This is a genomic window from Alteromonas sp. ABD4_190 (genome assembly GCF_056160105.1).
In genome coordinates, this window is sequence record NZ_JBSWWN010000002.1 from 295572 (window position 1) to 321846 (window position 26275).

Here is a 26275-nt window from a genome sequence, read left to right on the forward strand (position 1 = left end):
TTAACAAATAAGGTTTCTTTTTTATTAATCAAATGAGTGTGCAATCTGTAGTGAGTGATATTGAATCTAACGCCAGCAAAAAAGTGATCGTCGGTATGTCCGGCGGTGTCGATTCGTCTGTTTCAGCCTACCTGCTTCAACAGCAGGGATACCAGGTTGAAGGTCTTTTTATGAAAAACTGGGAAGAAGATGATAACGATGAGTACTGCGCCGCTGCGGAAGATTTAAAAGATGCGCAAGCGGTTGCTGACAAGCTAGGCATTGAGCTGCACACCATCAACTTTGCTGCAGAATACTGGGATAACGTATTTGAGTATTTTTTAGAAGAATACAAAGCAGGCAGAACGCCTAACCCAGATATTATGTGCAACAAAGAAATTAAGTTTAAAGCGTTTCTTGAGTTCGCTGCAGAAGATCTTGGTGCAGACTATATAGCCACGGGACACTATGTTCGCCGCCGTGAGGTAGACGGTAAATGGCAGATGTTGCGCGGTCTCGACAACAACAAAGACCAAAGTTACTTCTTGTATACGCTAGGTGAAGAACACGTTGCTAAAACCCTTTTCCCTGTGGGTGATATTGAAAAACCACTGGTGCGTAAAATTGCTGAAGAGCAAGGGCTTATTACCCATGATAAGAAAGATTCAACAGGGATCTGCTTTATCGGCGAACGTAAGTTTAAAGACTTCCTAGCCCGCTACCTTCCAGCGCAGCCTGGCGTTATCGAAACCGCAGAAGGTGAAGAAATTGGGCAACACGAAGGTTTGATGTATCACACTTTAGGTCAGCGTAAAGGCCTTCATATTGGCGGTTTAGCTAAATACGGTGATGACCCTTGGTATGTGGTAGATAAAGACGTTGCCCGCAATGTTCTTATTGTTGGTCAAGGTGCCGATCACCCTCGCCTTTATTCAAAAGGTTTGGTTGCCAAGCAGCTACATTGGGTAGACAGAAAAACACTCAATGAGCCTATGCGCGCGGTGGTTAAGACGCGTTATCGCCAGGCGGATATCCCTTGTACTATTACACCAACTGAACACGACACCATTGAAGTAGTGTTTGACGAACCACAAAAGGCGGTAACACCTGGCCAGTCGGCGGTATTTTACAGTGAAGAGGTCTGCCTTGGCGGCGGTATTATTGAGAGTTACATTCGCTGATGCTAGATACCGATATAGAAAATAATTTGGCCCTAGCTGGGGTATGTCAGGCTGCTGCGCTAGTGCAGCAGCTAGCCAGACGAGGCTCTGCTGAAAACGAAGCCATTGAAGCAAGTTTATCAAGCATACTGGTTACCGACCCTGAAACTCCTCAACAGGTGTTTGGGCAACTGTCTAATCTAAAAACCGGTTACACTACTCTTGCTGCGCAATTATCTGACAAACAAGCAACAAAAGACACAGAGCTAACCCGCTATATCGCAAGCATCTTAGGTCTTGAAAGAAAGCTAGCCAGAAAGCCTAAAGCTATGCAGGAACTCGGTGAACGCATTTCACATGTTCAGCGCCAGCTTGCCCACGTAGACTTTCAAAATCCGCAAATTGTTTCCTCATTAGCCAGTATTTACAGCGATATTATCAGCCCGTTAGCTCCGCGTATTCAGGTGGCGGGCAACCCAGACTATTTGAGCCAACCTGCTAATCAGCACAAAGTACGTGCCCTTTTACTTGCGGGCGTAAGGGCTGCGGTGATGTGGCGTCAGATGGGCGGCAAACGAAGAAATATATTATTTAAACGCAAACACATTCTTAACAGTGCTGTTAAAGCACTACGATTAATAAACTAGTGAGGAGCTTAAGGTGGAACTGAGTCAGTTAACTGCAATTTCCCCTGTCGATGGTCGATATGCTGGCAAAAGCGTAGAATTACGCAGTATTTTCAGTGAGTACGGCTTGTTAAAATACCGTGTAGAAGTAGAAGTACGTTGGTTACAAATGCTTTCTACTAACCCACAAATTGAAGAAGTTCCTGCCTTTTCAGACACGTCAAATGCACTACTAGACAAAATAGTAGTGGAATTTAGCGTTGAAGATGCGATGCGCATCAAAGAAATTGAGCGCACTACAAATCATGACGTAAAAGCTGTTGAATACTTCCTTAAAGAGAAAGTAGCAGACAACAGTGAGCTTTGTGCGGTTAACGAGTTCATTCACTTTGCATGTACGTCTGAAGACATTAACAACCTTTCACACGGCCTAATGCTTCGTGAAGCCCGTGAAACGGTTATTCTACCTTACTGTGACAAATTAATCGAAGCGCTAGTAGAACTTGCTAAGCGTTATCAGAATGTACCTATGATGGCCCGTACCCACGGTCAGCCAGCCTCTCCTACTACTATGGGTAAAGAGATGGCAAACGTGGCTATTCGCTTGAAGCGTCAGCGCAGTCAAATTGCGGGCGTTGAACTGCTTGGTAAAATTAACGGTGCTGTGGGCAACTACAATGCACATTTGTCTGCCTATAAAGATGTAGACTGGCACGGCGTTTCAGAAAAGTTCGTTACCTCACTTGGCCTTACCTGGAACCCGTTCACTACGCAAATCGAGCCTCACGATTATATCGCTGAAATGTTTGATGCTATTGCCCGTTTTAACACCATACTTATCGATTTCGATCGTGACGTTTGGGGTTACATTGCACTCGGTCACTTTAAACAAAAGACTGTTGCTGGCGAAATCGGTTCTTCAACCATGCCGCATAAAGTTAACCCTATCGATTTTGAAAACTCAGAAGGTAACTTAGGTCTGGCTAACGCTATATTTGACCATCTCGCTGCTAAACTGCCAATTTCTCGCTGGCAACGCGACCTAACTGACTCAACGGTTCTTCGCAACCTTGGTGTAGGTGTGGGATATGCAGTTATTGCTTATCAAGCCACACTAAAAGGTATTAGTAAGTTAGAGGTTAACGAGCAAAGCTTGCTTAACGAGCTAGACAATAACTGGGAACTATTAGCAGAGCCTATCCAAACGGTAATGCGTCGTTACGGTATTGAAAAGCCTTATGAGAAACTTAAAGAGTTAACGCGTGGCAAGAAAGTTAATGCTGAGGTTATCGCTGAGTTTATCGATAATTTAGACATGCCAGATGCCGCTAAAGCCGAGCTAAAAGCCTTATCGCCGGCAACTTACATTGGTGATGCAATCAGGCTGGTAGATCAGTTATAAGGGTTAACCCTTTCCACTACACTAAAAACGCGGTCAAAAGCACCGCGTTTTTTATACCTACTTTTTATTCATTTTTTAACCGGGTCTAAATCGCGCTTTGTATATTTATCGTTATCGAGTTTAACGAAAGAAACACTAAAATGGCCTACAAAAACGAGATGCTATGAGCACCAACGACAATACGTACTTTATTGATGCACAAACAGGTACAGGCTTTAATGCCGAAGCTTTCTTAAAGCACTACTGGCAACAAAAGCCTGTGGTAATAAAGAATTTTTTTCCAAACTTTGCAGATCCTATAGATGAAAACGATTTGGCAGGGCTCGCACAAGAGTCAGATGTCGACGCTCGAATCATAAGTAATGAACAAGGAAACTGGCACGTTGAACAGGGGCCAATTAGCGACTTCGAGAAGGCATGCAAGGGTAAATGGACGCTACTTGTTCAAGGCGTTGATAAGTATGTACCGGACGTTGCGCCAATTCTCGCACCTTTTTCTTTTGTTCCTAACTGGCGACTAGACGACCTGATGGTAAGCTTCGCTACCAATGGAGCTGGAGTTGGGGCTCACATAGACCAATACGATGTGTTCCTTGTACAAGGTAAAGGAAAAAGGCGCTGGCGTGTAGGTAAACCTGCAGACTACAAAGAAGTGTGCCCACACCCGAAACTAAGACAAATTGAAGGCTTTGAGCCTGTCATAAACGTTATTTGTGAACCAGGCGATGTGGTATATGTGCCGCCGGGCTGGCCTCATGATGGCGCTACGATTGAAGACAGCTTGACCTACTCGGTGGGCTATCGCGCGCCGGACAACCTGCAATTGGCAGAAAGCTTGGCAATGATGTTGGATAAAGGTGCTGGAAATTACCGCTTTACCGATGCTGGCAGAACAATACAATCAAGCAGCGCATTAGTGAATGCTAGCGATGTTGCAGCACTAAAACAGCAACTGATAGACGCTATTAATAGTGAAGATTTCACGTACTCCCTTCTAGAAGCCATGAGCGAACAAGGGGTTCCGGAATTCCCTCTTGACGATGAAGTCACCTTAGAGCAAATTTCAAATGAATTCGCAGCAGGGATTAGCTTTGCTCCAGCGCCTGGCATTCGCGCTTTAATTTGTGATGGCAAACGTGGCTTACCACGCGCGCTTTATGTAAACGGCAGTCAATTCACGTTTGCGAAAAGTGACCAAGAATGGTTTGAAGTGCTAGCATCGGGTGCCGTTTTGAACGCAACATGCTGCCAAGATGCGCCTTCTTTTACATTTTTAGAAACCTTAACTACACTTGTTAATAATGGTTATTGGGAATGGGCCGAGGATTAACAGGAAAATATGGCGTTTACTATACAAAACGTCGATTGGGAAAAGGATAAACATCGACTTAAAACACTTAGGGAACATGTATTTGTTTTAGAATGGCAAGTACCGGAAGCTAGTGAGTTCGACGAACACGATAGCTCGGCGTGCCATGTGCTGATAGTCAACGACCAAAACGAACCCATTGCCACGGGGCGCTTGACGAAAAAAGGTGAACTTGGCCGTATTGCCGTTAAGCGCTGTCACAGAACACTTCCTGTTTACCGCGCTTTGTTTGGCGCTTTAGTTGCAGCAGCTAAACAAAATAACCTTCCCATAATCAAAGTTATCTGTAATTTGGAAAGTGTGTCGTATCACCAATCTATTGGGTTTAAACCGGACGGAAACGTGTTTATGGACGCAGGCGTTCCCAGACAAAGGCTTCAATGTCCGGCAGAGCGATTTCCTCTGCCAGACGTTACCCAGCTTCACTAGCTCGCTTGTTACCTAGCGCAACCCAGCGCGACATAACCTGGTTGTAAGCCTTGCTTGTTACGCCCAAAGCTCTGGGGTGTTTTGCATGGCAAACAAATTCTCTGCTCTATTGATTAAGAGTGCACCAAATTCTTTTTGGCTTTCATCAGCGCCCTCAGCGTTAATCAAGTTTTCAGCTTTCATTTGCCAGTGCATAGCAAAATGACGTAAAACTTCTTTTGCATCTTTCGCGTTGTCTATAGAAGTATAATCAGTAGGTAAATCTCCACTTATTACCCAGTAAAGTTTTCCGTCCATTGCTCTAATCTTCCACACGGCTAGATACGGCATTAAGTAACGGCTCTCTTCAGTAATAACGGTGTCAAACAATACACCATTTTCTGCTAGAAACTTGTTAGCTTTCTGAAACTGCTCTCTTACCCAATCTGCGCGCTCTTCTTCACTGATAGGTTGTCTTTCTTGTTGTTCAGCCATGATTTATCTCTTTTTTATATTTGTTTTTATTGCGCAAAACTTTGTTGCGTGAATTGCCAAGCAATACACGCGCTATAGTTTGCGGTTTTAAACCGTTCTTTTTTCAAAGAACCCTAAGGTATAGCGCTAATTACTACTTTGTCTGTACCCCTTTGTACTGTATTTCTAGCATGCTTTCCACCGCATTCGGCTTGATCATTAGACTTGGGCTTTTAAACGATTATTTATTCAACAATGCGAGGATTACTTTGTGTTTGCCCTTTAATAATAGCCCTTCAATATTACTTTCTAATATTGAAATAGGCGTCCACCCATACTAAACGGGCACAAACATTTACATTTTTATTATTGGCAAACCGTTAAAGTTGAGCGACACTCAAAGACATTAAATGTTTTAAGGCGAGTTCAGGCAAATGCGTATACTAAGACTTACTCTGGGAGCAATTTTATTTGTTGGCGGAATCGTTTTAACATTACTTCCTGGCTCTATCCTTTTTGTCGTAGCAGGTTTAGTACTGTTGAGTTACGACTGGCCGAGAGCACGTGGCTGGCTTAAGTATAGCCAGCGAACAATGACAATGAGCGCACGTAAAATAGACCGTTTTCTTCTTATGCGAAAGCTTCGATAGCGCTTACCGAAGTTTTTTCTACCCCAATCGCATACTCGCTTCGCTTATTCAACTCACATTCCTCTTACTTCAAAAGAATGTCTGTCGCAATTACTGCGTTATTTTATCGCAGACACCTAACATTTAATCTTATGTAAATGCGTAACGCTGCAATGCGTGTTAACGTAATTTAAATAAACAATTGCGAAGCCTTTAATAATAATAGTAGTGGCATATATCTCTGCATGTTCAGCATCTTAGATAGTTCGTATCATCAGGCAATGTAACCGTATAAGTATGAATTCTGTAGTGTGTTCAAATAACGCAGTACTGCTTGGGTAGTTCATGTTTATCGCTTACCTATGGAGACAAGACCATGATCACGTTTACCGTTAATGGTAACAAACACGAATTTTCTGGTGACCCATCAACACCAGTGTTGTGGTACCTTCGTGACGAATTAAACCTTACAGGACCTAAGTTTGGCTGTGGTATGGCGCAATGTGGCGCGTGTACTGTTCACATTGACGGTATGGCACAACGCTCTTGCGTGCTGCCTGTTTCTGCCGTTCAAGGCAGAAAAATTACCACCATTGAAGGACTTAGTGAAAATGGTGACCACCCTGTTCAAAAAGCATGGGTAGAACATAAAGTACCACAATGTGGTTTCTGTCAATGTGGACAAATCATGCAAGCTGCCAGTCTGTTATCGACCAACCCAACACCAAGCGACGAAGAGATTGTTCAGAACATGTCTGGCAATATCTGCCGGTGCGGCACCTACCCTCGCATTCATAAAGCCATTAAGTCAGCATTGAAATCAATGACCGGCAATGCAGGTGTTAGCTACTTTGACCCAAGCAAAGCGGGAGAAGAAGCATGAGTCAGAATACCTATTTCGATATGAATCGTCGCGGCTTTTTAAAATCGACAGCTGCAGCAGGCGCTCTAGTTCTTGGCACTTACTTTATGGGCGGTGCTCCTCGCGCTATGGCAGGCGTGTTGGCTAAGCCAGCAGAAAACGCTAAGCGCGCAAACCTGTTTATTGCACTTCGCCCAGATGGCATGGTTGAAGTAACCTGTCACCGCAGTGAAATGGGTCAGCAAATTCGTACCGCAATTGCTCAAATCGTGGCAGACGAAATGGAAGCTGCCTGGGATAAGGTTATTGTTATCCAGGGTAAAGGCGACCCTAAATACGGTGACCAAAACACCGATGGCTCGCGTAGTATCCGCTTTAATATGCAGCGCCTACGTGAGATGGGCGCCAGCGTACGTTATATGATGCAACATGCTGCAGCCAAGCGTTGGGGTGTTGAGCCAAATACCTGTGTTGCTGAACAGCATGTGGTAACACACACTTCAGGTAAAACCCTTGCTTATAAAGACTTAATTAATGGCGCACTGACTATAACGCCGCCAGAAACAGATAAACTTACCCTTAAAGACAGGAAAGAATGGCGTTATATTAATACGGGTATGGCGCACATCGACCTTCAAAATATTGTGACCGGTAAAGCAACCTTTGCAGCAGACGTTCGTGAGCCTAAAGCGCTTGTTGCCATTATTGAGCGCCCGCCTGTAGTGGGTGGAAAAGTAAAAAGTTTCAACGCAGATAAAGTGAAAGCGGTTAAAGGTGTGGTTGACGTTATTGAAATGCCTGCGCCTAAAGGCGCACCACAATTCCAGCCTAAAGGTGGTATTGCAATTATTGCAAACAACACATGGGCGGCGTGGCAAGGCCGTAAGGCGCTAGAAGTGACTTGGGACGATGGCTCCAACGGCGACTATAACTCAGCGAACTTTAAAGAGCAGCTACTTAACACAGTAAATACACCTCAAGCCCTTGTTAGAGAAAAAGGTGATGCGGTGAGCGTTTTAGAAAAGGCCAGTGACAAGCTAATTGCCGACTACTACGTGCCGCATTTAGCACAAGCCCCCATGGAGCCGCCATGCGCGACAGCCATGTACTATAAAGATCGCGTTGACGTATGGGCAGCAACACAAAACCCGCAGGCTGATATGGAAACTGTGGGCGCTATGGTTGGTATGGACAAAGAAAAAATCAATGTTCACGTTACCATGCTAGGCGGGGCATTTGGTCGTAAGTCTAAGCCTGATTTTTCAGCTGAAGCAGCATACCTTTCAATGAAAACGGGCAAACCAATTCGCGTTCAGTGGACACGTGAAGACGACATTCAGCACGGTTTCTATCATGCAGTGTCGGCTCAGCATGTCGAAGCGGCGTTAGATGAAAATGGTAAGATTGACGCATACCTTCACAGAACTGCGTTTTCTCCTATTGCTTCAACCTTCCAAGAAGGTGCAAACGCGCCGTTTAGCTTTGAGCTAGATTTGGGCTTTACTGACAACCCTATTCTAACGCCAAATATGAAGTTAGAGCGCGGTGAAGCACCGGCAAAAGCACGTATTGGATGGATGCGCTCGGTATCAAATATCTTCCACGCGTTTGCTGTTCAGTCGTTTATCAATGAAGCGGCGCACAAGGCAGGTAAAGACGCGAAGGATTACCTATTAGAGGTTATCGGTCCTGACAGAGTTCTTGATGTTACCGAGCAAAAAGCCGAATACAACAACTATTGGGGTGATAAATCTGTTTATCCACTGGATACAGGCCGCCTGCGCAATGTTATTGAGAAAGTGGCAGACATGGCTGGTTGGGGTCGAGAGATGCCAAAAGGCCGCGGCCTTGGTATAGCAGCGCACCGCAGCTTCCTAACATATGTAGCCACGGTGGTGGAAGTTGAGGTGTCTGACGCTGGCGATCTTAGCGTGATTAAATCATGGGTAGCCATTGATGCAGGCACTGTGGTTAACACTGACACGGTGAAAAACCAGACTCAGGGCGGCTCAGTTTACGGTATTACTACTGCCATTAGTGACGGTATTACTTTTGATAAGGGTCGCGTACAGCAGAGTAACTTCCACAACTACCGTGTACCGCGTATGAGCGATTCACCACTAGAGGTTGAAGTTGAAGTTATTGAAAGCGATGCCCCTCCAGCAGGTGTGGGTGAGCCAGCTACACCTGTTTATGCCCCGGCACTTTGTAATGCCATTTTCGCTGCTTGCGGTAAGCGCATTCGACAGTTACCTATCGGTAACCAGCTAAAAGCATAAGCACTTAAATAACCCGCACCGCCACGAGGTAAATCTCAAAACCGTGCTTTAAGTATTTAAAAAGGGTAAACGCATCATGTGTTTACCCTTTTTTGTAGGTGCATTTTATACCACTTTCCGTTCTCTGCTTGTTCCGTTTTGCTATGCCGTTTTCCTATGAAGCTTACCAACGCCTTCTGCGTGGGAAATTATCTATTCAAAATAGTACAAGATTCACTTTGGACGCTAGACATAGACTCGTTTTTTCGTTTATCTAGGATCAAACTTTAATGACAAAGCTCAGGATTTTTTAAAACACTTCAAGGATGAGAGTAAAGACAGTAAAGGTTGTAGATACTTAAGCAAAAGCAAGCGAGAGAGATAACGATGCACGCAACGAAAAGATGGATGAAAATACCATAGCTTGCGTAAGCAAATACTGCACAAATCAAACCGATGGTGAATTCTACGAGTGCTGCTTCACAAAGGGTTCTTATATTAGTGATTACTGGTTGAGCAAAAAACTTGAACCGATAAGCCATTTTTCTTCCCTTCCCTGCATCTAAAATATTGCTAACGTTATTCAATCACACTAGCACATAAATTGAACATCAAGGAAAAAAGCTTTACCTGGTAAGACCAACCAAAAATGAAAGTCGAAATGTAGACTTTCAGAATTTCATTTCAACCAAACAAAAAACTCGGACTATTAAAGCCCGAGTTTAGCGACTAGGAAATTACTCGTAGTTACGTTCCATCCACATCAGCTGCATTTTAAGTTCATTAATTTCTTTTTGTGCTTGCGCCAACTGCTCTACCACCGAGCCTGATTGCATAACATTTTCTTCGGAAGTGTTTACTGAAACTGCGCTGTCATTATGTGCCATGAGAATTCAACCAAGTTATTTATTAATGAAAGATTCAAAGTGAAAGTCACTCTGTAATATTACAATTTTAATTACACAAAGTCATGTTTTCTGCACACAAAAATGTATACTTTTGCTAAATAACCATAGTTTTTTTGAGGAATGTAATACGCTACTTTAATAACCTAAATCTTCGCGTAAATTGAGTAACAAGCAATAAAAAAGAGACCCGAAAGTCTCTTTTAAAAGTCGTTACAGCTGGTTCTAAATTAAGACTAACTATGAGCCAAACGTTTATCTAATTAAGAACCATCACGTTACGCCATTAACCGTGCTTTTCTGCAAGGTATAGCCAAGTTTCTACAACTGTATCTGGGTTCAGTGATACAGAATCGATCCCCTCTTCCACCAACCACGCTGCGAAATCTTCGTGGTCAGACGGGCCCTGGCCACAAATACCTACGTATTTACCACGCTTCTTCGCTGCCTGAATTGCCATTGAAAGCAATGCTTTAACTGCTTCGTCGCGCTCGTCAAACAAGTGCGCAATAAGGCCGCTATCACGATCTAGACCTAGGGTTAACTGCGTCAAATCGTTAGACCCAATAGAGAAACCGTCGAAAATGTCTAGGAACTTATCTGCAAGCAGTGCGTTTGATGGCAGTTCACACATCATGATAACGCGAAGGCCGTTTTCACCTTTCTTAAGGCCCTGCTCTTCAAGAAGTTCGATAACTTTACGACCTTCTTCTAGCGTGCGAACAAACGGGATCATGATTTCGACATTGGTTAAACCCATTTTGTTGCGAACCCGTTTAATTGCTTCACATTCAAGAGCAAAACAATCGCGGAAATCTTCAGAGATGTAACGGCTTGCACCACGGAAGCCCAACATTGGGTTCTCTTCGTCAGGCTCGTATTGATAGCCGCCAACCAAGTTGAAGTATTCGTTCGATTTGAAATCTGACATACGAACGATTACTTTTTCTGGCGAGAAGGCTGCACCAATAGTTGATATACCTTCTACCAATTTCTCGATGTAGTATTCCGTTGGCGATTCGTAGCCTGCAATCATGTCGCTAATTTCTTCTTTCAGCTCTTCTGGCTGGCTGTCGAAATTAAGCAGTGCTTTAGGGTGCACACCAATCATGCGGTTGATAATAAACTCAAGGCGAGCAAGACCAACACCCGCATTTGGCAAGCGAGCAAAGTCAAATGCACGGTCTGGGTTACCTACGTTCATCATCACTTTTAGCGGTAGGTCAGGCATTGCATCAATACGTGATGTCACTACGTCAAACTCAAGTTCGTCACCGTAAATGAAGCCTGTGTCACCTTCAGCACAAGACACAGTGATTTTATCGCCGTTTTTGATGCTGTCAGTGGCGTTACCACAACCAACCACCGCTGGAATGCCTAACTCACGTGCGATGATAGCCGCGTGACACGTTCGGCCACCACGGTTGGTAACAATAGCAGAAGCCTTCTTCATGATAGGCTCCCAATCAGGGTCTGTCATGTCAGTTACCAGTACATCACCCGCTTGGATTTTGTCCATCTCTTCAATTGAATCAAGTACTTTCGCTACACCAGCACCAATTTTGTGACCAATTGCGCGGCCTTCAACAACGATGTTGCTTTGACCTTTTAATTGGAAGCGCTCAATGCTTTGTGAGTCTTCACGGCTACGTACCGTTTCTGGGCGAGCCTGTACAATGTAAAGCTTGCCGTCTGCGCCGTCTTTGGCCCATTCAATGTCCATAGGACGCTTGTAGTGCTGTTCAATAATTTGTGCCTGCTTAGCAAGCTCCATTACTTCATCGTCTGTTAGTGAAAAGGTTTTGCTGTCAGCTGCATCAATGTCAACGATAGAAACTTGCTTACCGTGAGCTTCATCGTCTGAATACACCATCTTAGTAAGCTTGCTGCCAAGGTTACGACGAACGATAGCAGGCAAGCCTTTATCTAGCGTTGGTTTGTGAACGTAGAATTCATCAGGGTTAACGGCACCCTGTACCACCATTTCACCTAAACCAAATGAACTGGTGATAAATACAACGTCTTCAAAACCAGATTCTGTATCGATAGTAAACATAACGCCTGATGAAGCGATGTCACTACGCACCATACGCTGAATACCAGCAGATAGCGCTACACCTTTATGGTCATAACCTTGGTGGACACGATAAGAAATAGCGCGGTCGTTAAATAGCGATGCGAAAACGTGCTTAATAGCTACAAGCACGGCTTCATATCCTTTAACGTTTAGGAAAGTCTCTTGTTGTCCTGCGAATGACGCGTCAGGCATATCTTCTGCGGTAGCCGAAGAACGCACAGCAAATGACGCTTTTTCACCTGCATCGCCCTGTAGCGTAACAAACGCAGTTTTAATTTCTTCTTCTAATTTGCCCTGGAATGGCGTGTCGATGATCCACTGGCGAATGTTCTTACCTGCTTCGGTAAGGGCATTTACGTCATCCACGTCTAATGAATCTAAAACTTCGTGGATACGCGCTTCTAGACCGCTTTGCTCTAGAAACTCATTAAATGCTTCGGCGGTGGTAGCAAAACCACCTGGCACCTGCACACCGGCGTTCGCCAGGTTTGAAATCATCTCGCCTAATGATGCATTTTTGCCGCCTACGCGACCCACATCATGCATGCCCAGTTCTTGATACCAAAGTACGTATTCTTGCACAGCCCAAGCCTCCAGCTTTTTTTATGTGTAGGGTATGAGGTTAATTTCAGGTTTATGCTTTTTGTCACCTGAAACTCATCAAATCGTTGTCGAAATGTGGTGAAAACCAATGTTAACGCTGTCCATTACGTTTGACAGCAAACCTATTGTTATTTGCCATCATTCACAAGAACCGTGTAGCTTTTCGACGAAATCATCTTAGAATGGGGAAATTCAGAAAGTAAACCCTTTATTACTTTTGTAATTAAATTACACCAATGTTAAGGATATGTTGTGCGCACAGCTTTTTATATTTCAGATGGTACAGCCATCACTGCAGAGGTCTTTGGCCACGCCCTGCTTTCTCTGTTTCCCGTTTCTTTCAATCACAACACTATTCCTTTCGTTGAAACTGAGGAACAAGCTCACAAAGTTTTACAGCAAATTTCTGAAAGTTTTCAAGACACCGGAGAAAGGCCGCTCGTTTTTTATACAATTGTGAATGTAGATATTCGCAAAATAATCTCTAAATCCGTGGGCATTAACTATAACTTTCTCGATCAATTCGTCGCACCATTAGAAAAAGTACTTGGGGTTCCCTCTAAACCAGAAAAACATCGTACACACAGTATCCACGAAACTACTTACGATATAAGAATTGAAGCCGTGAACTACGCGTTGGCCAATGATGACGGTTCTAACCTAAAAGACTACGACGAAGCCGATATCATACTTACCGGCGTGTCGCGTTCTGGTAAAACTCCAACAAGCCTCTATTTAGCGCTTCAATACGGTATAAAAGCAGCTAACTACCCTTTCACCGAGGAAGACATGGGAGACATGCTAAAGCTCCCTCCTGCTTTACGTAGATTTAAACATAAGCTTTTTGGGCTAACGATCGCAGCAGATAGACTCCATCAAATACGTTCAGAGCGCCGTGCAAACAGCAAATATGCATCGCTGCCACAATGTCGAATGGAGCTTCGTGAAGTAGAGAACTTATATAGAAAAGAAAAGATCCCGTTTTTAAATAGCACTAAATATTCTATTGAAGAAATTTCGGCTAAGATTCTAGCCGAGACTGGGCTCAAGCGCAGAAAATACTAAAGTTCAGAGTGAAGATAACGATGTAGGTATCGATGCAGGTAACTAGAAACATGTTTTTCCATGTTTACGTTGTCTGCATCCAGTCGATAAAGACTAACGATTAACGTGGTGCGTTTTCTTTAACCAATTTTCTGTAGCGCGAAAGCTGTAAAGATGGAAGCCCATCAACAGATATTTGCTTGAGCCAACGTCTCGCTTTTTCAGGGTCGTTGCCAAGCGTAGCGTTTTCCGCTATCCGTAACTTAATACTGTTAATTTGAGCGATATCATTCGCTTGCTCCGCACATGCTAAACCATTCAGGAAAGCCTGTTCTGCCTCCTGATAATTCCTATTGTTGCGAAGCGCTACAGCATAATTGCTGTAGGCGATAGCTTGCTGTTGATAATCGGGTAGCTTCAACGACCAATGTAATGATTTAACTCGATATTCAATATGTTTTAGATTGTCGCCTTCTTTCAATGCTACGTGCCCAAGTTCAGCAAACATTTCTTGGTAGAAAACAGGGGCATCGTAGTTTTCCCCCTCAAGTTGTTTGGCAAAGTCCTGTGCTTCTTTCGTTTTACCTAGTACGGCTAGAAGATTTAGAACCCTTATACCCACTTGTGGAGACGGCATCTTTTCATATTGTGCTCTCAAGCCCGTCAAAGATTTAGTTAACGCTATTCTTGCTTCCTGTTCTCGGCCACTGGCCCGTAGCCACTTACCGAAAACCAGAGAAACTAATGGCTTGTACTCTGGTATGCCGTTCAAATTTGTAGCTTCAAGCCAAGGTCTTAGAAGGGCATAAAGCTCATCATAACGTTGAAAGTTAAATAAGATATCAAACCTTCTTACTTGAAGGTCCCACCATGGCGGTGTGTTCTTATCAATTAGAGATTGCTGTGCTCTGATTTTCGATAAACATTCGTCGACACTTTCCTGGCAAAGAGGCTGAATATCTCTAATCGCGGAGTTTGCGGGAAATATAAAAAACGCCAGGAATAATAGAATGGTGGCTAATGGAAATTTCATTATTACTACTGTAATACATTTATTTTTCGCGAATTATAGGTTAAAAGCAGTTCTTATAATAGTTAGTGAATGCGCCTAATTTCTAAGTTAGGCAGCTCAAACTGAAGACGTCTACTATAATCATTTAATCAATACTTCTTCCCTATCGAATGCTTCGTGACCTTTCGCTGATAGCAATTATCTATCACGGGTAAACAGTTACATCTCATTGATTAAACGTTATTGTTAGGACACTAGCGATACAATATAACATAACTAGTCATTTAAGGAGTTAACGTCATGTTTACAGAAGAGATGGTTCATACAGCATTACAGACGTGGTGCGACAATGTAGTAGCGGTAGGTAAAGTACACGCCGAAGGTGGCGATGTAAAAGCATTCGCTTCACAAGTGCTGTCAGAAAACTATGACTATGACAATGGAAAAGTACTGTTTAAACCTACACTTACGTTTGGTTCACAGACATTTCGCCCGACTAAAGAAGGCGCTTTGTCTTATTTCGTAGGCGGTAATAGTGACTATCCGAACGATAATGGCTTTAAACTAAAGCCATGGGTGAAAGTTTGGTATAGCAAAGAAGACTTTATCTTGAACGGTGAGCTTGCCATTGTTCAGTGTAACGTACACTTTATCGGCGAAGACGACAGCCATATTTTTGTAAACAAGAGCTTTGTTTTCAAACAATGTGAAGACGGAAAAATACGCATTATTCTTCACCAATCTTCGCTACCCTATCAGCCTTAAAAGGCTGTTGATACGCTTTAACTAATTCATAAAAAGTCATGGCTTAGAGACAGCCATGACTTTTTGTTTTTGACTATCACTTAATTATTCGTCTTCGACGTATCTCTACCTAGCGCTTGTTTAAGCTCACCTAAATAGTTTTCGAAGGGTCTCCACTGCCCCATACCTGTTTTATAAATAGGTTGACGAACCTGTTCCGAACTTGGAGTTTTAATGACTCTTTTGGTTTTATGAAACGCTAAGCACGCTTCTTCAAAGTCTAACCCACAAAAATCAAGAATGCGTTTAACCTGCCCTTCTAAATCATCCAGAACATCTTCGTGCTGTACAGTAAGAATGTCGCCAGGCAGCACACTATGCCAATGATCCATAAGCTGCTCATACGCATTGTAGTAACGGCCAATGTCATCAAGTGAATAGCTAAATTCCTGTCCTTCGCCAAAGAGTTGTTTAAAGCCGCTAAAGCAGCAGTCCATAGGGTTTCTTCGTGCATCGATAATTTTGGCGTTTGGCAGTATCTTTTTGATCAAGCCTATGTGAATAAAATTGTTAGGCATTTTATCAATAAAGAACGGCGCGCCTTGTCGATAGGCTTGGGTTTGCTGAAGGTATTGCTCACCTAGTTTTGACAATGTTTCTTCGTTCAAAGCTGATACATTTAATGGGTAAGGTGTAGTCTGATGACTAAGTGACGACGCTATCCCTAATATATCGTGTAACTCCATGGTACCGTCCACTTGAGAATGCGACGCGAGGATTTGCTCAAGTAGTGTTGAACCAGAGCGTGGAAGGCCAACAATAAAAATAGGATCGCACGCTTGGCAGCCTTGCGCTTTGTTAAAGCTCTCCCTCGTAAAAGCCTGCTGCTGAGCCTGTAATGCCTTCTCAGTTTTAGCAATATCAAACTGTAGCGTACGCTTTTTAAGACTATTGCCCCGCGCATAGTACTCAAACGCGCGGGAGGCATTCGCTTTGTCTTCAAATCCCTTTCCTAATGCAAAGCAAATATGAATTTCATCATCCAATTTTGTCGCATCAGCATCTACCAGCGCGATCATTTGCCTAAGCAGGTCATCACTAAACCGATAGGTTTTTGTGTTCGCTAAGCTCCAGTATGCATCGCCAAAGTCCTTTTCAAATAAAATGGCTTTCTCATACGCCTGTATTGCGTCGTCAATATCACCTTTAGCTTTCAGGGCATGCCCAAGTGCTACCCAAACTGCAGGCCTATCCTCGCTATCTTTTAGTAACTCTTTATAAAGGTCAATTGCATCTTCTAACTCACCAACACCAACCAGCGCGTGTGCCAAGCCTACTTTTACAGTGAAGTTGTCTGGTGATTGACTGAGTCGCTTGTTCGCAACAGCCGCGGCATCAGGAAATTTACCCAGTTTAGACAATAAGTTCTGGTAGGCAGCGGCTGCTCTATCATTTTCTGGGTATAGCGTTACGCAGCTTTCTAATAGAAATTCAGCGTCGCTATATACTTTCAATTGAATCCCAATTTCCGCAAGTAACATCATTGCTTCAGGGTGATGCTCATGACTAGCTAGAAATTGTCTACATACTTGTTCAGCTTTGTGTAATTGCCCTTCGTGCATTAGATCTGTCGCACCTAATAACGGCTTGGGCAAAGATGTTAGAAATGCAATTTGCTGCTGACAAAGCGTTAGTGCTTGTGTTTGATCATCTGCTTTATACACTTTTTCAAGCTGAAGCCATGCCGTTAATAACGCTGGGTTGAATCGTGTAGCCTGATAAAAACTATGCGCAGCCTTTTTGCGATCAGAAGCCAAGTAACAGTAGCCCTGTTCTTGGTAAGCCCGGGCGTAATTTGGGAAGTATGCAATGAGTTCATTTAACGTTTCGATGGCGCTGCTTACATCAGCCAATAGACGGTATGCTACCGCTTTTAAATATAGCACCTCTTTAAGGGTGTTTTGGCTTACCCCCAACGGGTCTTTAGCCCGTCGAAGTATGTCGTTGCATCCAGAAATGACGGCCTGATGCTGTGATTGCATAAGCCCTTGCTTTAACTGCTGTATTTCTTTTTGTTCTTCTTGTGTCATTAAAAACGCCTGTTTTTAAATTAGCGTAAAAACAAAAAACGGCGAACTCATAGAGCTAGCCGTTTCAAAATTGGGGGCGAACACACCTTCATTTACTTAAAACTTATGAAGGCGTGTTGCCCCGGCACCGTTGTGTGCTAATCGTAAATCGCCAATTTAGCCTTACTAACTTAACCTTAATAGTAATCGTATGAGAAACGAAGGCCAATAGTACGCGGCCTATTTGTTACTACCTTAGGCGTGAACTGCTGCGTATCAATATTTAAAATTGCACGCTCATCAAACACGTTATCAATGTAAAGTTCGGCTTTCCATACGTCGTTTGTTACACCAACAGCAAGGTTCGTCAGAATATACGACTCCTGTACGTAGCGGCCACCACGGAATGTTTCACCATTTGAATCGGTATAAGTTACCCCTTCAAACACGTCAGCTTCTTGTTCAATCTTAAGACCTGAACCTGTGCCGTAAATAAGCGACGTTGCATCTTCCATTACATAGGCATCCATCACCATACCTGCTAAGCGATCACCAGTGTAGCTTACAGAGCCGTTTACATACCCACGCTTATCACCCTCAAGCTCGAAGAAATAACGTGCATTAATGTTTCCAGAGAATTTCGCTGAGTATGGAAGCTCTGAGCCAACACCAGCCGCTATACCTTCAAGTTCTGAGTTTACGCGTGTTAATTCGGTATCTAATACGCTGAAAGCAGCATTAATAATAAGGTCATCAGTAGCAAGCCACGTCATGTCAGCATCAATACCTTTGATCTCTGCATCGCCTACATTGTCGGTGAATACCAAGAACGAGATGTTAGTGGGGTCGAAGCGCGACGTTTGCAGTTCTTCAATTTCAGAATAATAGGCCGTAGCGTTTACTCGGAATTGACCATCAAAGAAGTCACCTTTAAGACCCAATTCGTAGTTATCTAGCGTATCCGTTGTTGAGTATACTGGAATACGGAAGTTTTCAAATTTACCAGACTGATTCGTTGCAAGGCCACCACCAACACGGTTAGTAACCGGAGGTCGGAAGCCTTCTGAGTAGTTAGCGAATAGTAATACATCTTCGTTAACCTTCCAGTCTAGCGAGAACTTAAAAATAGTGTCGTCAACGGTTAGCACGCCATTGTCGTCTAACAGGTCTACCTCTAACTGCCCGCTTTGAATAGCCGCTGCTACTGCATCAGGGTCTAGTCCAACGGCCGCAAGCTCGTCTGGGTCTTGTGTACCGAATGCACGAATACGTCGCGTTACGTCAACGGTTGACGTTGAGCCCACGTAGATATCATCGATTTCATACCAACGTGCGCCAATACTTGCTGTAATCGTGTCGGTAATATCATACTCCAGCTGACCAAATACAGCGATTTGTTCAATGGTATGCGTGATATCGTTAATAAAGCTCACTTCAGAAGGGAAAGGGCCACCATCACTATTAATGCCTTCATTTCCTACTAGGGTGCGTTGAAGGTTATCAAACCCGAATGTCGTCATTTCTGTGTTGGCAATCTTAAACTGCCCAACAGTTGCAACTTCTTGTTCGTCATAGAACAATCCAGCAGTCACGCGCCATTGCGTATCCATGGTGGTATTGAAACGAATCTCGTGAGTATTACGGGTAGAAGATGTGTCTTCTTTATAATATTTGGTGGGGTCTAAGCAGCGCTCGTCTGCGGCGTTATCAGGCGTATCGTAGTGGTTACACACGTAATACGCAGAGAATAAGCCACCGTTTGTATAGCCTGTATAGTCCGCTAGCGTATCAATTTCGCGGTCTAAATAACCACCGGTATATACCACGTTTAGTTTTTCTAAACGCCCTTCAAGCGTCCACGTCGTTAAACCGAATTCGTCTTTGTTCTCTTCTTGCTGGAAACGCAGCGCAGAGCTTTCACCTTCAAGCGTAGGGTCGTAGGCAAATACACCTTCTGTGTCTAATGTCTGTTGGGTGTGCTGTACAAGTAAGTCCCAGTCGTCATTAAAATGATAAGACAATCCAAAACGTGCACCTGTGTACATCGCATCATTGAAGTCTTCTTCGACAAGGGCATCGTTTTGTGGAGAAACAACGGCCGCTTCGGTATTAGAATTGATATTGGGGTTGGTAATTCTGTTTGCGTCCATGCCCACCGGATCTGCTAATGGACCACCTGAGATGCGGTCAATAACCACAGCACTGCCAATGTAGCCACCCTCGCCCGGCACATTCATGACGTTGTCTATCCAACCGCCTTGTTTGTCGTTGTACGCGGCAACACGAACAGCTAGGTCGTCGGTAAGCGGCATATTGAAATACGCTTGTACCGAGTTGCTCATTTCACCGTCTTTAGTAAAACCGATGTTGGTATCGAAACCTGCAGCGAAACTCGTATGCTCAGGTTTATTAGTGATTAAACGAATAGTACCCGCCTGAGAACTAGCGCCGAACAGCGTGCCCTGTGGCCCAGGAAGTACCTCTACACGTTGAACGTCTGTAGCGTAAACATCTAAATTACGCCCAGCCATTGATACAGGCATTTCATCAAGATAGAAGGCAACGGATGGCTGAAGCGCCTGTACCGAAGACAACATAATATTAGATTGGGTTGTTGCAGCACCGCGAATGTAGATTTCATTCTGTCCTGGACCTGTGCCCTGAAATACCACGTTAGGTAAGAATTCAACATAATCTTGGAAATTGTCTATCCCAAGATTTTCCAGTGCTTTTCCGTTAAGTGCAGTCACCGCAACAGGAACGTCTTGTATAGATTCGCTTCGTTTGGTGGCGGTTACTTCTATTGTTTCAAGTTTAGCAGGCGCGTCTGATTCTTGCGCAGCCAGAGAGGAGGATGCCAGTGCAGCGATGATGGCACAGCTGAGCTGAGTTTTTCGCATTTGTGTGTGTTTCCTTCAATTGTTTTTTATTCTTCGGACTGTGTTTACTTCATACACATATCAAAAAGATCATACATTACAATACAACAACTATAATTAATTACTACACTAATGATTAATATTTAACCAAAATGTAGTAAATAATAGCAGAAAGTCTAATATTAAAAGGTAATTTAGAAGACCCTGAGCGCGAGGCAATGAGTGAAATTTAAAAATACATATAAATCGAATTATTTCATCTGATATTTATTAAAAGTGTTCCATGCTGTATATTTCGCCGTAATAACCTAAGTTGAAATAAAAGGTGAAAGGAAATTACTGCGTGATTGAAAACGAAAAGAAATCTCCACTCAACAAGCCGGTGTTTATATCGTCTTCTGCGTTAATCATCTGTTTACTAATCTTCGCTGCGGGCACGCCCGAACTTGCAGACTCTGTCTTCCAAAAATTGCAAAGTGTAATTGTTTCAAATGGCAGTTGGTTTTACGTTCTAACCGTTACTATCATTGTTCTGGCAGTAGTTTATTTAGGTATGTCTCGCTATGGCGAAATAAAGCTAGGGCCTGACCATGCTACACCAGAGTTTAGTTTCGGTACTTGGCTCAGTATGCTGTTCGCTGCAGGTATGGGCATTGGGTTAATGTTTTTCGGTGTTGCTGAACCATTAATGCATTTTATGTCTCCACCCACGGCACAGGCAGAAAGTATAGACGCCGTGCGCGAAGCGATGAAAACGACCTTCTTCCATTGGGGTATACACGCGTGGGCTATTTACGCGGTAGTAGCACTCATACTCGGTTATTTTGCCTATCGTCAAAACTTGCCGTTGACTCTCCGCTCTGCACTTTACCCACTCATCGGCGACCGTATTTACGGCTGGCCTGGTCATGTGGTAGATATATTTGCAGTAACCTCAACGGTATTCGGCATTTCAACCTCTCTGGGTTTTGGCGCATCGCAAGTTAATGCGGGCTTTAATTATCTGTTTGGTTTGCCTTCTAATACCGGTGTTCAAATTGCTATTATGGCAGGCGTGGTTGGCCTAGCAGTTATTTCGGTAACAACTGGTCTAGACAAAGGTATTCGTCGCCTTTCAGAAACCAACATGGTTCTGGCTATTATTTTACTGCTAATTGTATTGTCGTTAGGTCCAACGGTATTTTTGCTACAGGCCTTCATGCAAAACACAGGCGCATACCTGTCTGATATAGTACGAAACACCTTTAACTTGTACACCTATGAGAAAACCGACTGGATTGGTGGCTGGACTATCTTCTATTGGGGATGGTGGCTAGCATGGGCCCCGTTCGTAGGCCTTTTCATAGCCCGTATTTCATTCGGCCGAACTATTCGCGAATTCGTTATGGGCGTTCTACTTATCCCTTCTGCGTTTACGCTATTTTGGATGACCGTATTTGGTAACGGTGCTATCGACCAAGTTTTGGTGCAAGGAAAAGACGTACTGGCACAAATGGTTAACGACGATACCTCCGTTGCGTTGTTTGTATTCTTAGAACAGTTTCCATTTGCGTCAGTTCTTAGTTTTATTGCCGTACTTATGGTAATTATATTCTTTGTAACTTCGTGTGATTCTGGCGCAATGGTAGTCGACATGCTTTGTTCCCACGGTGAAAACGATACCCCGTTGTGGCAACGCGTATACTGGGCGGTGGGTGTAGGTATTGTCAGTTCAATACTTCTTTATGCTGGCGGACTAGGCGCACTCCAAACAATGACAATTGCAGCTGCCCTGCCTTTTGCTATTGTGCTGCTCATCGCTATTTCCGGTTTGCTAAAAGCACTGAGGATTGAGTCTTACAAACGAGAAAGTCTACAGGTAATGGCTGGCACGCCTTTACATAACGATTCAGATAAAAACTGGAAAGACCGATTAGAAAACATCGTTACTTTCCCAGATGAAAATGCGGTTCGCCGATATGCAAACAAGGTGGTGATGCCTGCACTAACGGAAGTTGGTGAAGAGTTTAAGTCTCAGCAGTTTGATATAAAAATTGAAGATACTGCCGAAGCACTTATTCTGACCGTTGATATGGGTAACGACCCAGAATTTATCTATGCGGTATACCTAGTGCCAACAGAACAGCCTGAATTTGGTCCAAGCGATACAGCAACACTGGACGAAAACAAAAAGGCAACGTACTATCGCGCCGAGGTTCACCTGAGTGAAGGTGGTCAGAACTATGACATTATGGGTTGGTCGAAAATCTCAGTCATTAATGACGTAATCGATCACTACCATAAGCACCAACATTTTATTCATTTGCTTAAGTAACCAACTGGTTACGCATTTGTTGGAAGTAATATGCGAAAAGAAGAAGAACTATTAGTGGCACTACGGCGCGTTATTCGCGCTGTAGACCTACGCAGCAAGCAGCTAAGTAAACACGTGGGTTTGACAGGCCCGCAACTGTTAGTAATGCAAAATATTGAAGAGCGCCCTGGCATTATGGTTCGCGAAATTGCAGAGAATATTAATTTAAGCCCTGCAACTATAACCAATATTTTAGACAGACTAGAGTCTAGAGACTTAGCTACACGCATCAGAAGTACGCAGGATAAACGTAAAGTGGGCGTGTTCTTAACCGAGCGCGGCAAAGAAGCGGTGGTAGACGCCCCGCGCCCGCTTCAGGAACACTTTGTCGAGCGTTTTTCACAGCTTAAAGAATGGGAGCAAAGCCAAATGGTTGCTACTGTACAGCGTATTGCTAGCATGATGGACGCTGAAGATATTGATGCCTCGCCTTTCTTGGAACTAGGCAGCATTTCAGAAAAAAGCTAATAGCTTCTATCTTTTCTAAAAAAATGGCCTTCACTATGAAGGCCATTTTTGTATCTGCAATGAAGGTAACTTGTTCTGTATGAGCTACGACTTCGCTTTCAGCGGGTTTACTTTTCCGCCGGTAATTTTGTCTGCCCTACCTTCTTCTTTAGCTTTTTCAGCACGACGTTTTCGAATTTCTTTAGGGTCGGCAATAAGCGGGCGATAAATTTCAATTCGATCGCCGTCGGTAAGTGTATCGCGTAACTTAACAACGCGGCTCCAAATACCCACTTTTGTGGCTTTTAAGTCGATTTCGGGAAACTGCTCAAGCACATTAGACGCATTAATCGCCTCTTCTACTGTCGCATTTTCATGAATAGCAACATCAATGATGGTTTGCTTGGTGGGCAGTGCGTAGGCAACTTCAATATTGATGAGCTTATTACTCATGCGTACACGCTCCGCGCTCGGTCTGTAAACGCTGCTACCATACTACTGGCTAAACTGTTAAACACTTTTCCGAACGCCATTTCTGCTAGCTTATTGCTGAATTCAAATTCAAGGTTAAGTTCTATCTTACACGCTTCTTCAGAAAGCGCTGAAAATGTCCAACCGCCGGTTAACGAACGAAACGGCCCGTCTACTAGCTGCATTTGAATACTTCTGCCTGGCTCTAGAACATTATGTGTTGTAAACCACTGTTTGATACCGGCTTTTGCAACAAGCAAAGATGCTTTCATGCTTTGCGCTGAAGTGTCGAGGATTTTACTATCGGTACAGCCTGGCAAAAACTCAGGGTAGGAAGCTACATCGTTGACTAAGTTAAACATGGCTTCTGCGCTATGAGCTACAAGCGCGCTTCTATGAATACTTGGCATTGATCCCACTACAATTAAAACTCTTAGAGGCATTGTATCACAGAAATTTTGTATCGCTTGTATTCGGTTTTGAACCAAATGCCCCAATATAAGATAACAATGACAACTAAAGACATTCCTTTGAACAATCAGTATAATAGCCAGCATGAAAAAGAATAAAGCCAACAAAAACACCTCAGGAAATATCGCGCAGAACAAAAAGGCGCGTCATGACTATTTCCTAGAAGACAAGTTCGAAGCCGGACTTGAGCTTCAAGGGTGGGAAATTAAAAGTATTCGTGCCGGTAAAGTAAACATTACCGACGCGTACATCATTATCCAAAATGCCGAAGCCTATCTGGTAGGCTGTAGAATTAGCCCGCTAAATCAGGCATCTACCCACGTAATTGCTGCGCCTGAACGCGCGCGCAAACTCTTGCTTAAAAAGCGTGAGATAGATCGCTTAATGGGCGCCCGTGACCGCCAGGGCTACTCGATTGTTGCAACGTCTATGTATTGGAAAAAGTGTTGGGTTAAACTAGAAATTCACCTTGCCAAAGGTAAGCACGCTCACGACAAGCGCGACACTTTGAAAGATAAAGACTGGCAACGCCAAAAAGAAAGAATGATGAAACACAGCGTTTAACGCTGTGTTTTCATATGTGATGCTATAAAAGAAACGTGATTTTGGCTGACTTTTATTAAAGCAGCCTTTTAAAAAACTTACCTAAACGGTAGTGGCGTTAGCCTACGTCTCGTTTGGTCATCTTCTTTCGATGCAGCATGTCAAGAATAAGGCTCCAAAGCGGTGACGGGTTTCTTAGCGTGGTTAGGTTATTTCCCAATCGCCTAAGCTGTCGTCGCACCATCGCCATATTCGCAAGACTTGCCAGCGATTTATCTTTCCAAGTGCAGTGTGGAATAATGCCCGAGTACGTCCATTCTTGCTGCCACTTTTTGGCTAGGTCGGGCGTAATGGCTAAAGCGCTGGCTAAGCCTACCATAGCGCACCCCTGCTCTATTACTTCTTCTGCCACTTCGGCCCTTTTAATACCGCCCGTGGTCATAAGTGGAATGTCGGTTTTACTCACCAAGGCCTGTGCAAATTCTAGAAAGTATGCCTCTCTGGCAAGGGTGGTATCGTCCCGGGTTTGGCCCTGCATAGCGGGCGCTTCATAACTACCGCCAGATAGTTCGACCACATCTACACCCAAGGCTTCTAAGCGGTTTACCACTTCACAAGCATCGTCAAAAGAAAACCCGTTCTTTTGAAAATCAGCAGAATTGAGCTTTACCATGACGATGAAGTTTTTAGCGCACACCGCTCTAACTTGGCTGACTATATTTATTAACAAACGGGCGCGGTTAATAATAGAACCGCCCCACTCGTCTTGACGCTGATTAGTTAGCGGAGATAAAAATTGTGTAAGCAAGTAGCCGTGTGCTGCGTGTATTTCTACGCCATCAAAGCCAGCTTTTTCAGCTTGCTTAGCCGTTTCGACAAAGCGCTTGCATACATCATGGATGTCTTGGCAGGTCATTTCTCGAGGCTGAGCAAATAGCTTAGAGTGTTTACCCATATCCAGCGGTACAGCAGAAGGCGCGATAGCTTTGCCCTGCATGGCTTTAAATACTTGGCGACCAGGGTGATTAATTTGCATTATGGCTAATGCGCCATTCGACTTAATGATCTTCGCCCACTTTTGAAACGGCGCAATATCGGTCTCTTTTTCTAGTGCAACACCACCAGGCCCTGTCATAGCTGCTTTATCAACCATAACGTTACCCGTAATTACCATGCCTAAATTACCATGGGCCCAATATCGATAAAGTGAATACAAAGACTCACCGGGAATGTTTCCTGTACTGGACATATTTTCTTCCATTGCAGCTTTAACAAGACGGTTTCGCGCTGTTACGCCACACGGCAGGGTATAAGGAGAATACAATATGGAATCTGAAGACATTTACACTACAAGCCTTTTAATTATGCTGACGTACTTTAATGGTTCTTGCCGCTAAATGCATCAATTGAAAGCATATATGTAATAGATTTAGCTCATATCCCACATTTAGCAATTTTCCAATAGATTCGACTATCGCTAAATGTGGGCA

Annotated in this window: 22 protein-coding genes; 13 read left to right on the plus strand and 9 right to left on the minus strand. The window is 43.7% G+C overall.

Translation table 11 applies throughout. The features are described from left to right. Window positions 1-32: 32 nt before the first annotated feature. The 5 genes from mnmA (at window position 33) to ACXAFM_RS18910 (ending at window position 4965) form a co-directional block, all read left to right on the plus strand. A complete protein-coding gene (gene mnmA, locus ACXAFM_RS18890) occupies window positions 33-1160 on the plus strand; it encodes a tRNA 2-thiouridine(34) synthase MnmA (RefSeq protein WP_474807061.1) in 1128 nt (375 codons plus the stop codon). Then, a complete protein-coding gene (hflD, locus tag ACXAFM_RS18895; RefSeq protein WP_334058349.1) occupies window positions 1160-1786 on the plus strand; it encodes a high frequency lysogenization protein HflD in 627 nt (208 codons plus the stop codon). The genes mnmA and hflD overlap by 1 nt, the downstream gene beginning before the upstream one ends. A gap of 13 nt (window positions 1787-1799) precedes the next feature. Further along, entirely contained in the window at window positions 1800-3167 is a 1368-nt protein-coding gene (gene purB, locus ACXAFM_RS18900; RefSeq protein WP_474831829.1) for an adenylosuccinate lyase, read from the plus strand. Window positions 3168-3330: 163 nt separating this feature from the next. After that, window positions 3331-4497 carry a cupin domain-containing protein gene (locus ACXAFM_RS18905; RefSeq protein ID WP_474835784.1) on the plus strand — a complete coding sequence of 389 codons (1167 nt, stop codon included), beginning with the start codon at window positions 3331-3333 and terminating at the stop codon, window positions 4495-4497. A gap of 9 nt (window positions 4498-4506) precedes the next feature. Beyond that, window positions 4507-4965 carry a GNAT family N-acetyltransferase gene (locus tag ACXAFM_RS18910; RefSeq protein ID WP_474835786.1) on the plus strand — a complete coding sequence of 153 codons (459 nt, stop codon included), beginning with the start codon at window positions 4507-4509 and terminating at the stop codon, window positions 4963-4965. Between the two features lie 57 nt (window positions 4966-5022). Here the strand turns inward: ACXAFM_RS18910 and ACXAFM_RS18915 are convergent, their stop codons facing one another. Then, complete coding sequence (locus ACXAFM_RS18915; RefSeq protein ID WP_474831837.1) at window positions 5023-5439, minus strand: DUF4826 family protein; 417 nt, start codon at window positions 5437-5439, stop codon at window positions 5023-5025. Window positions 5440-5852: 413 nt separating this feature from the next. Here ACXAFM_RS18915 and ACXAFM_RS18920 point away from each other — a divergent pair, with 413 nt between their 5' ends. The 3 genes from ACXAFM_RS18920 (at window position 5853) to ACXAFM_RS18930 (ending at window position 9188) form a co-directional block, all read left to right on the plus strand. Beyond that, window positions 5853-6068, plus strand: coding sequence for a PGPGW domain-containing protein (locus tag ACXAFM_RS18920; RefSeq protein WP_179983293.1), 216 nt, complete (start codon window positions 5853-5855; stop codon window positions 6066-6068). Between the two features lie 355 nt (window positions 6069-6423). Next, the gene (locus ACXAFM_RS18925; RefSeq protein WP_474835788.1) at window positions 6424-6930 is read left to right on the plus strand and encodes a (2Fe-2S)-binding protein; all 507 of its coding nucleotides are present in this window, start codon (window positions 6424-6426) and stop codon (window positions 6928-6930) included. Then, the gene (locus ACXAFM_RS18930; RefSeq protein WP_474835789.1) at window positions 6927-9188 is read left to right on the plus strand and encodes a xanthine dehydrogenase family protein molybdopterin-binding subunit; all 2262 of its coding nucleotides are present in this window, start codon (window positions 6927-6929) and stop codon (window positions 9186-9188) included. The genes ACXAFM_RS18925 and ACXAFM_RS18930 overlap by 4 nt, the downstream gene beginning before the upstream one ends. Before the next feature lie 716 nt (window positions 9189-9904). Here the strand turns inward: ACXAFM_RS18930 and ACXAFM_RS18935 are convergent. Next, on the minus strand, window positions 9905-10054 hold the full coding sequence (locus ACXAFM_RS18935; protein WP_156964778.1) for a hypothetical protein: 150 nt from the start codon (window positions 10052-10054) through the stop codon (window positions 9905-9907). A gap of 304 nt (window positions 10055-10358) precedes the next feature. Beyond that, entirely contained in the window at window positions 10359-12731 is a 2373-nt protein-coding gene (ppsA, locus tag ACXAFM_RS18940; protein WP_474831846.1) for a phosphoenolpyruvate synthase, read from the minus strand. Between the two features lie 273 nt (window positions 12732-13004). Here ppsA and ppsR point away from each other — a divergent pair, with 273 nt between their 5' ends. Then, window positions 13005-13817 carry a posphoenolpyruvate synthetase regulatory kinase/phosphorylase PpsR gene (gene ppsR / locus ACXAFM_RS18945; RefSeq protein WP_049586695.1) on the plus strand — a complete coding sequence of 271 codons (813 nt, stop codon included), beginning with the start codon at window positions 13005-13007 and terminating at the stop codon, window positions 13815-13817. Between the two features lie 100 nt (window positions 13818-13917). Here ppsR and ACXAFM_RS18950 read toward each other — a convergent pair whose 3' ends face one another. Next, window positions 13918-14829, minus strand: a complete 912-nt coding sequence (locus ACXAFM_RS18950) for a hypothetical protein (protein WP_474835790.1) — start codon at window positions 14827-14829, stop codon at window positions 13918-13920. A gap of 279 nt (window positions 14830-15108) precedes the next feature. On the opposite strand from ACXAFM_RS18950, the gene ACXAFM_RS18955 reads away from it, so the two are divergent. After that, window positions 15109-15573: a hypothetical protein gene (locus ACXAFM_RS18955; RefSeq protein ID WP_474831852.1), complete on the plus strand. Its 465-nt coding sequence runs from the start codon at window positions 15109-15111 to the stop codon at window positions 15571-15573. Window positions 15574-15653: 80 nt separating this feature from the next. Here the strand turns inward: ACXAFM_RS18955 and ACXAFM_RS18960 are convergent, their stop codons facing one another. Together ACXAFM_RS18960 and ACXAFM_RS18965 are read right to left on the minus strand one after the other, a co-directional pair. Further along, window positions 15654-17642 carry a tetratricopeptide repeat-containing sulfotransferase family protein gene (locus ACXAFM_RS18960; protein WP_474835791.1) on the minus strand — a complete coding sequence of 663 codons (1989 nt, stop codon included), beginning with the start codon at window positions 17640-17642 and terminating at the stop codon, window positions 15654-15656. Between the two features lie 176 nt (window positions 17643-17818). Further along, complete coding sequence (locus ACXAFM_RS18965; RefSeq protein WP_474835792.1) at window positions 17819-20521, minus strand: TonB-dependent receptor; 2703 nt, start codon at window positions 20519-20521, stop codon at window positions 17819-17821. 322 nt (window positions 20522-20843) lie between these two features. On the opposite strand from ACXAFM_RS18965, the gene ACXAFM_RS18970 reads away from it, so the two are divergent. Together ACXAFM_RS18970 and ACXAFM_RS18975 are read left to right on the plus strand one after the other, a co-directional pair. Then, entirely contained in the window at window positions 20844-22814 is a 1971-nt protein-coding gene (locus ACXAFM_RS18970) for a BCCT family transporter (protein WP_474835793.1), read from the plus strand. Between the two features lie 30 nt (window positions 22815-22844). Further along, a complete protein-coding gene (locus ACXAFM_RS18975) occupies window positions 22845-23321 on the plus strand; it encodes a MarR family winged helix-turn-helix transcriptional regulator (RefSeq protein WP_012518305.1) in 477 nt (158 codons plus the stop codon). A gap of 84 nt (window positions 23322-23405) precedes the next feature. Here ACXAFM_RS18975 and ACXAFM_RS18980 read toward each other — a convergent pair whose 3' ends face one another. Beyond that, entirely contained in the window at window positions 23406-23753 is a 348-nt protein-coding gene (locus ACXAFM_RS18980; protein WP_474831862.1) for an RnfH family protein, read from the minus strand. Continuing rightward, window positions 23750-24181, minus strand: coding sequence for a type II toxin-antitoxin system RatA family toxin (locus ACXAFM_RS18985; RefSeq protein ID WP_474835794.1), 432 nt, complete (start codon window positions 24179-24181; stop codon window positions 23750-23752). The genes ACXAFM_RS18980 and ACXAFM_RS18985 overlap by 4 nt, the downstream gene beginning before the upstream one ends. Window positions 24182-24326: 145 nt before the next feature. Between ACXAFM_RS18985 and smpB the strand changes: the two genes are divergently transcribed. Continuing rightward, entirely contained in the window at window positions 24327-24806 is a 480-nt protein-coding gene (gene smpB, locus ACXAFM_RS18990; protein ID WP_179983283.1) for an SsrA-binding protein SmpB, read from the plus strand. Between the two features lie 97 nt (window positions 24807-24903). Here the strand turns inward: smpB and ACXAFM_RS18995 are convergent, their stop codons facing one another. After that, a complete protein-coding gene (locus ACXAFM_RS18995; RefSeq protein WP_474835795.1) occupies window positions 24904-26127 on the minus strand; it encodes an NADH:flavin oxidoreductase/NADH oxidase family protein in 1224 nt (407 codons plus the stop codon). Window positions 26128-26275: the final 148 nt, after the last annotated feature.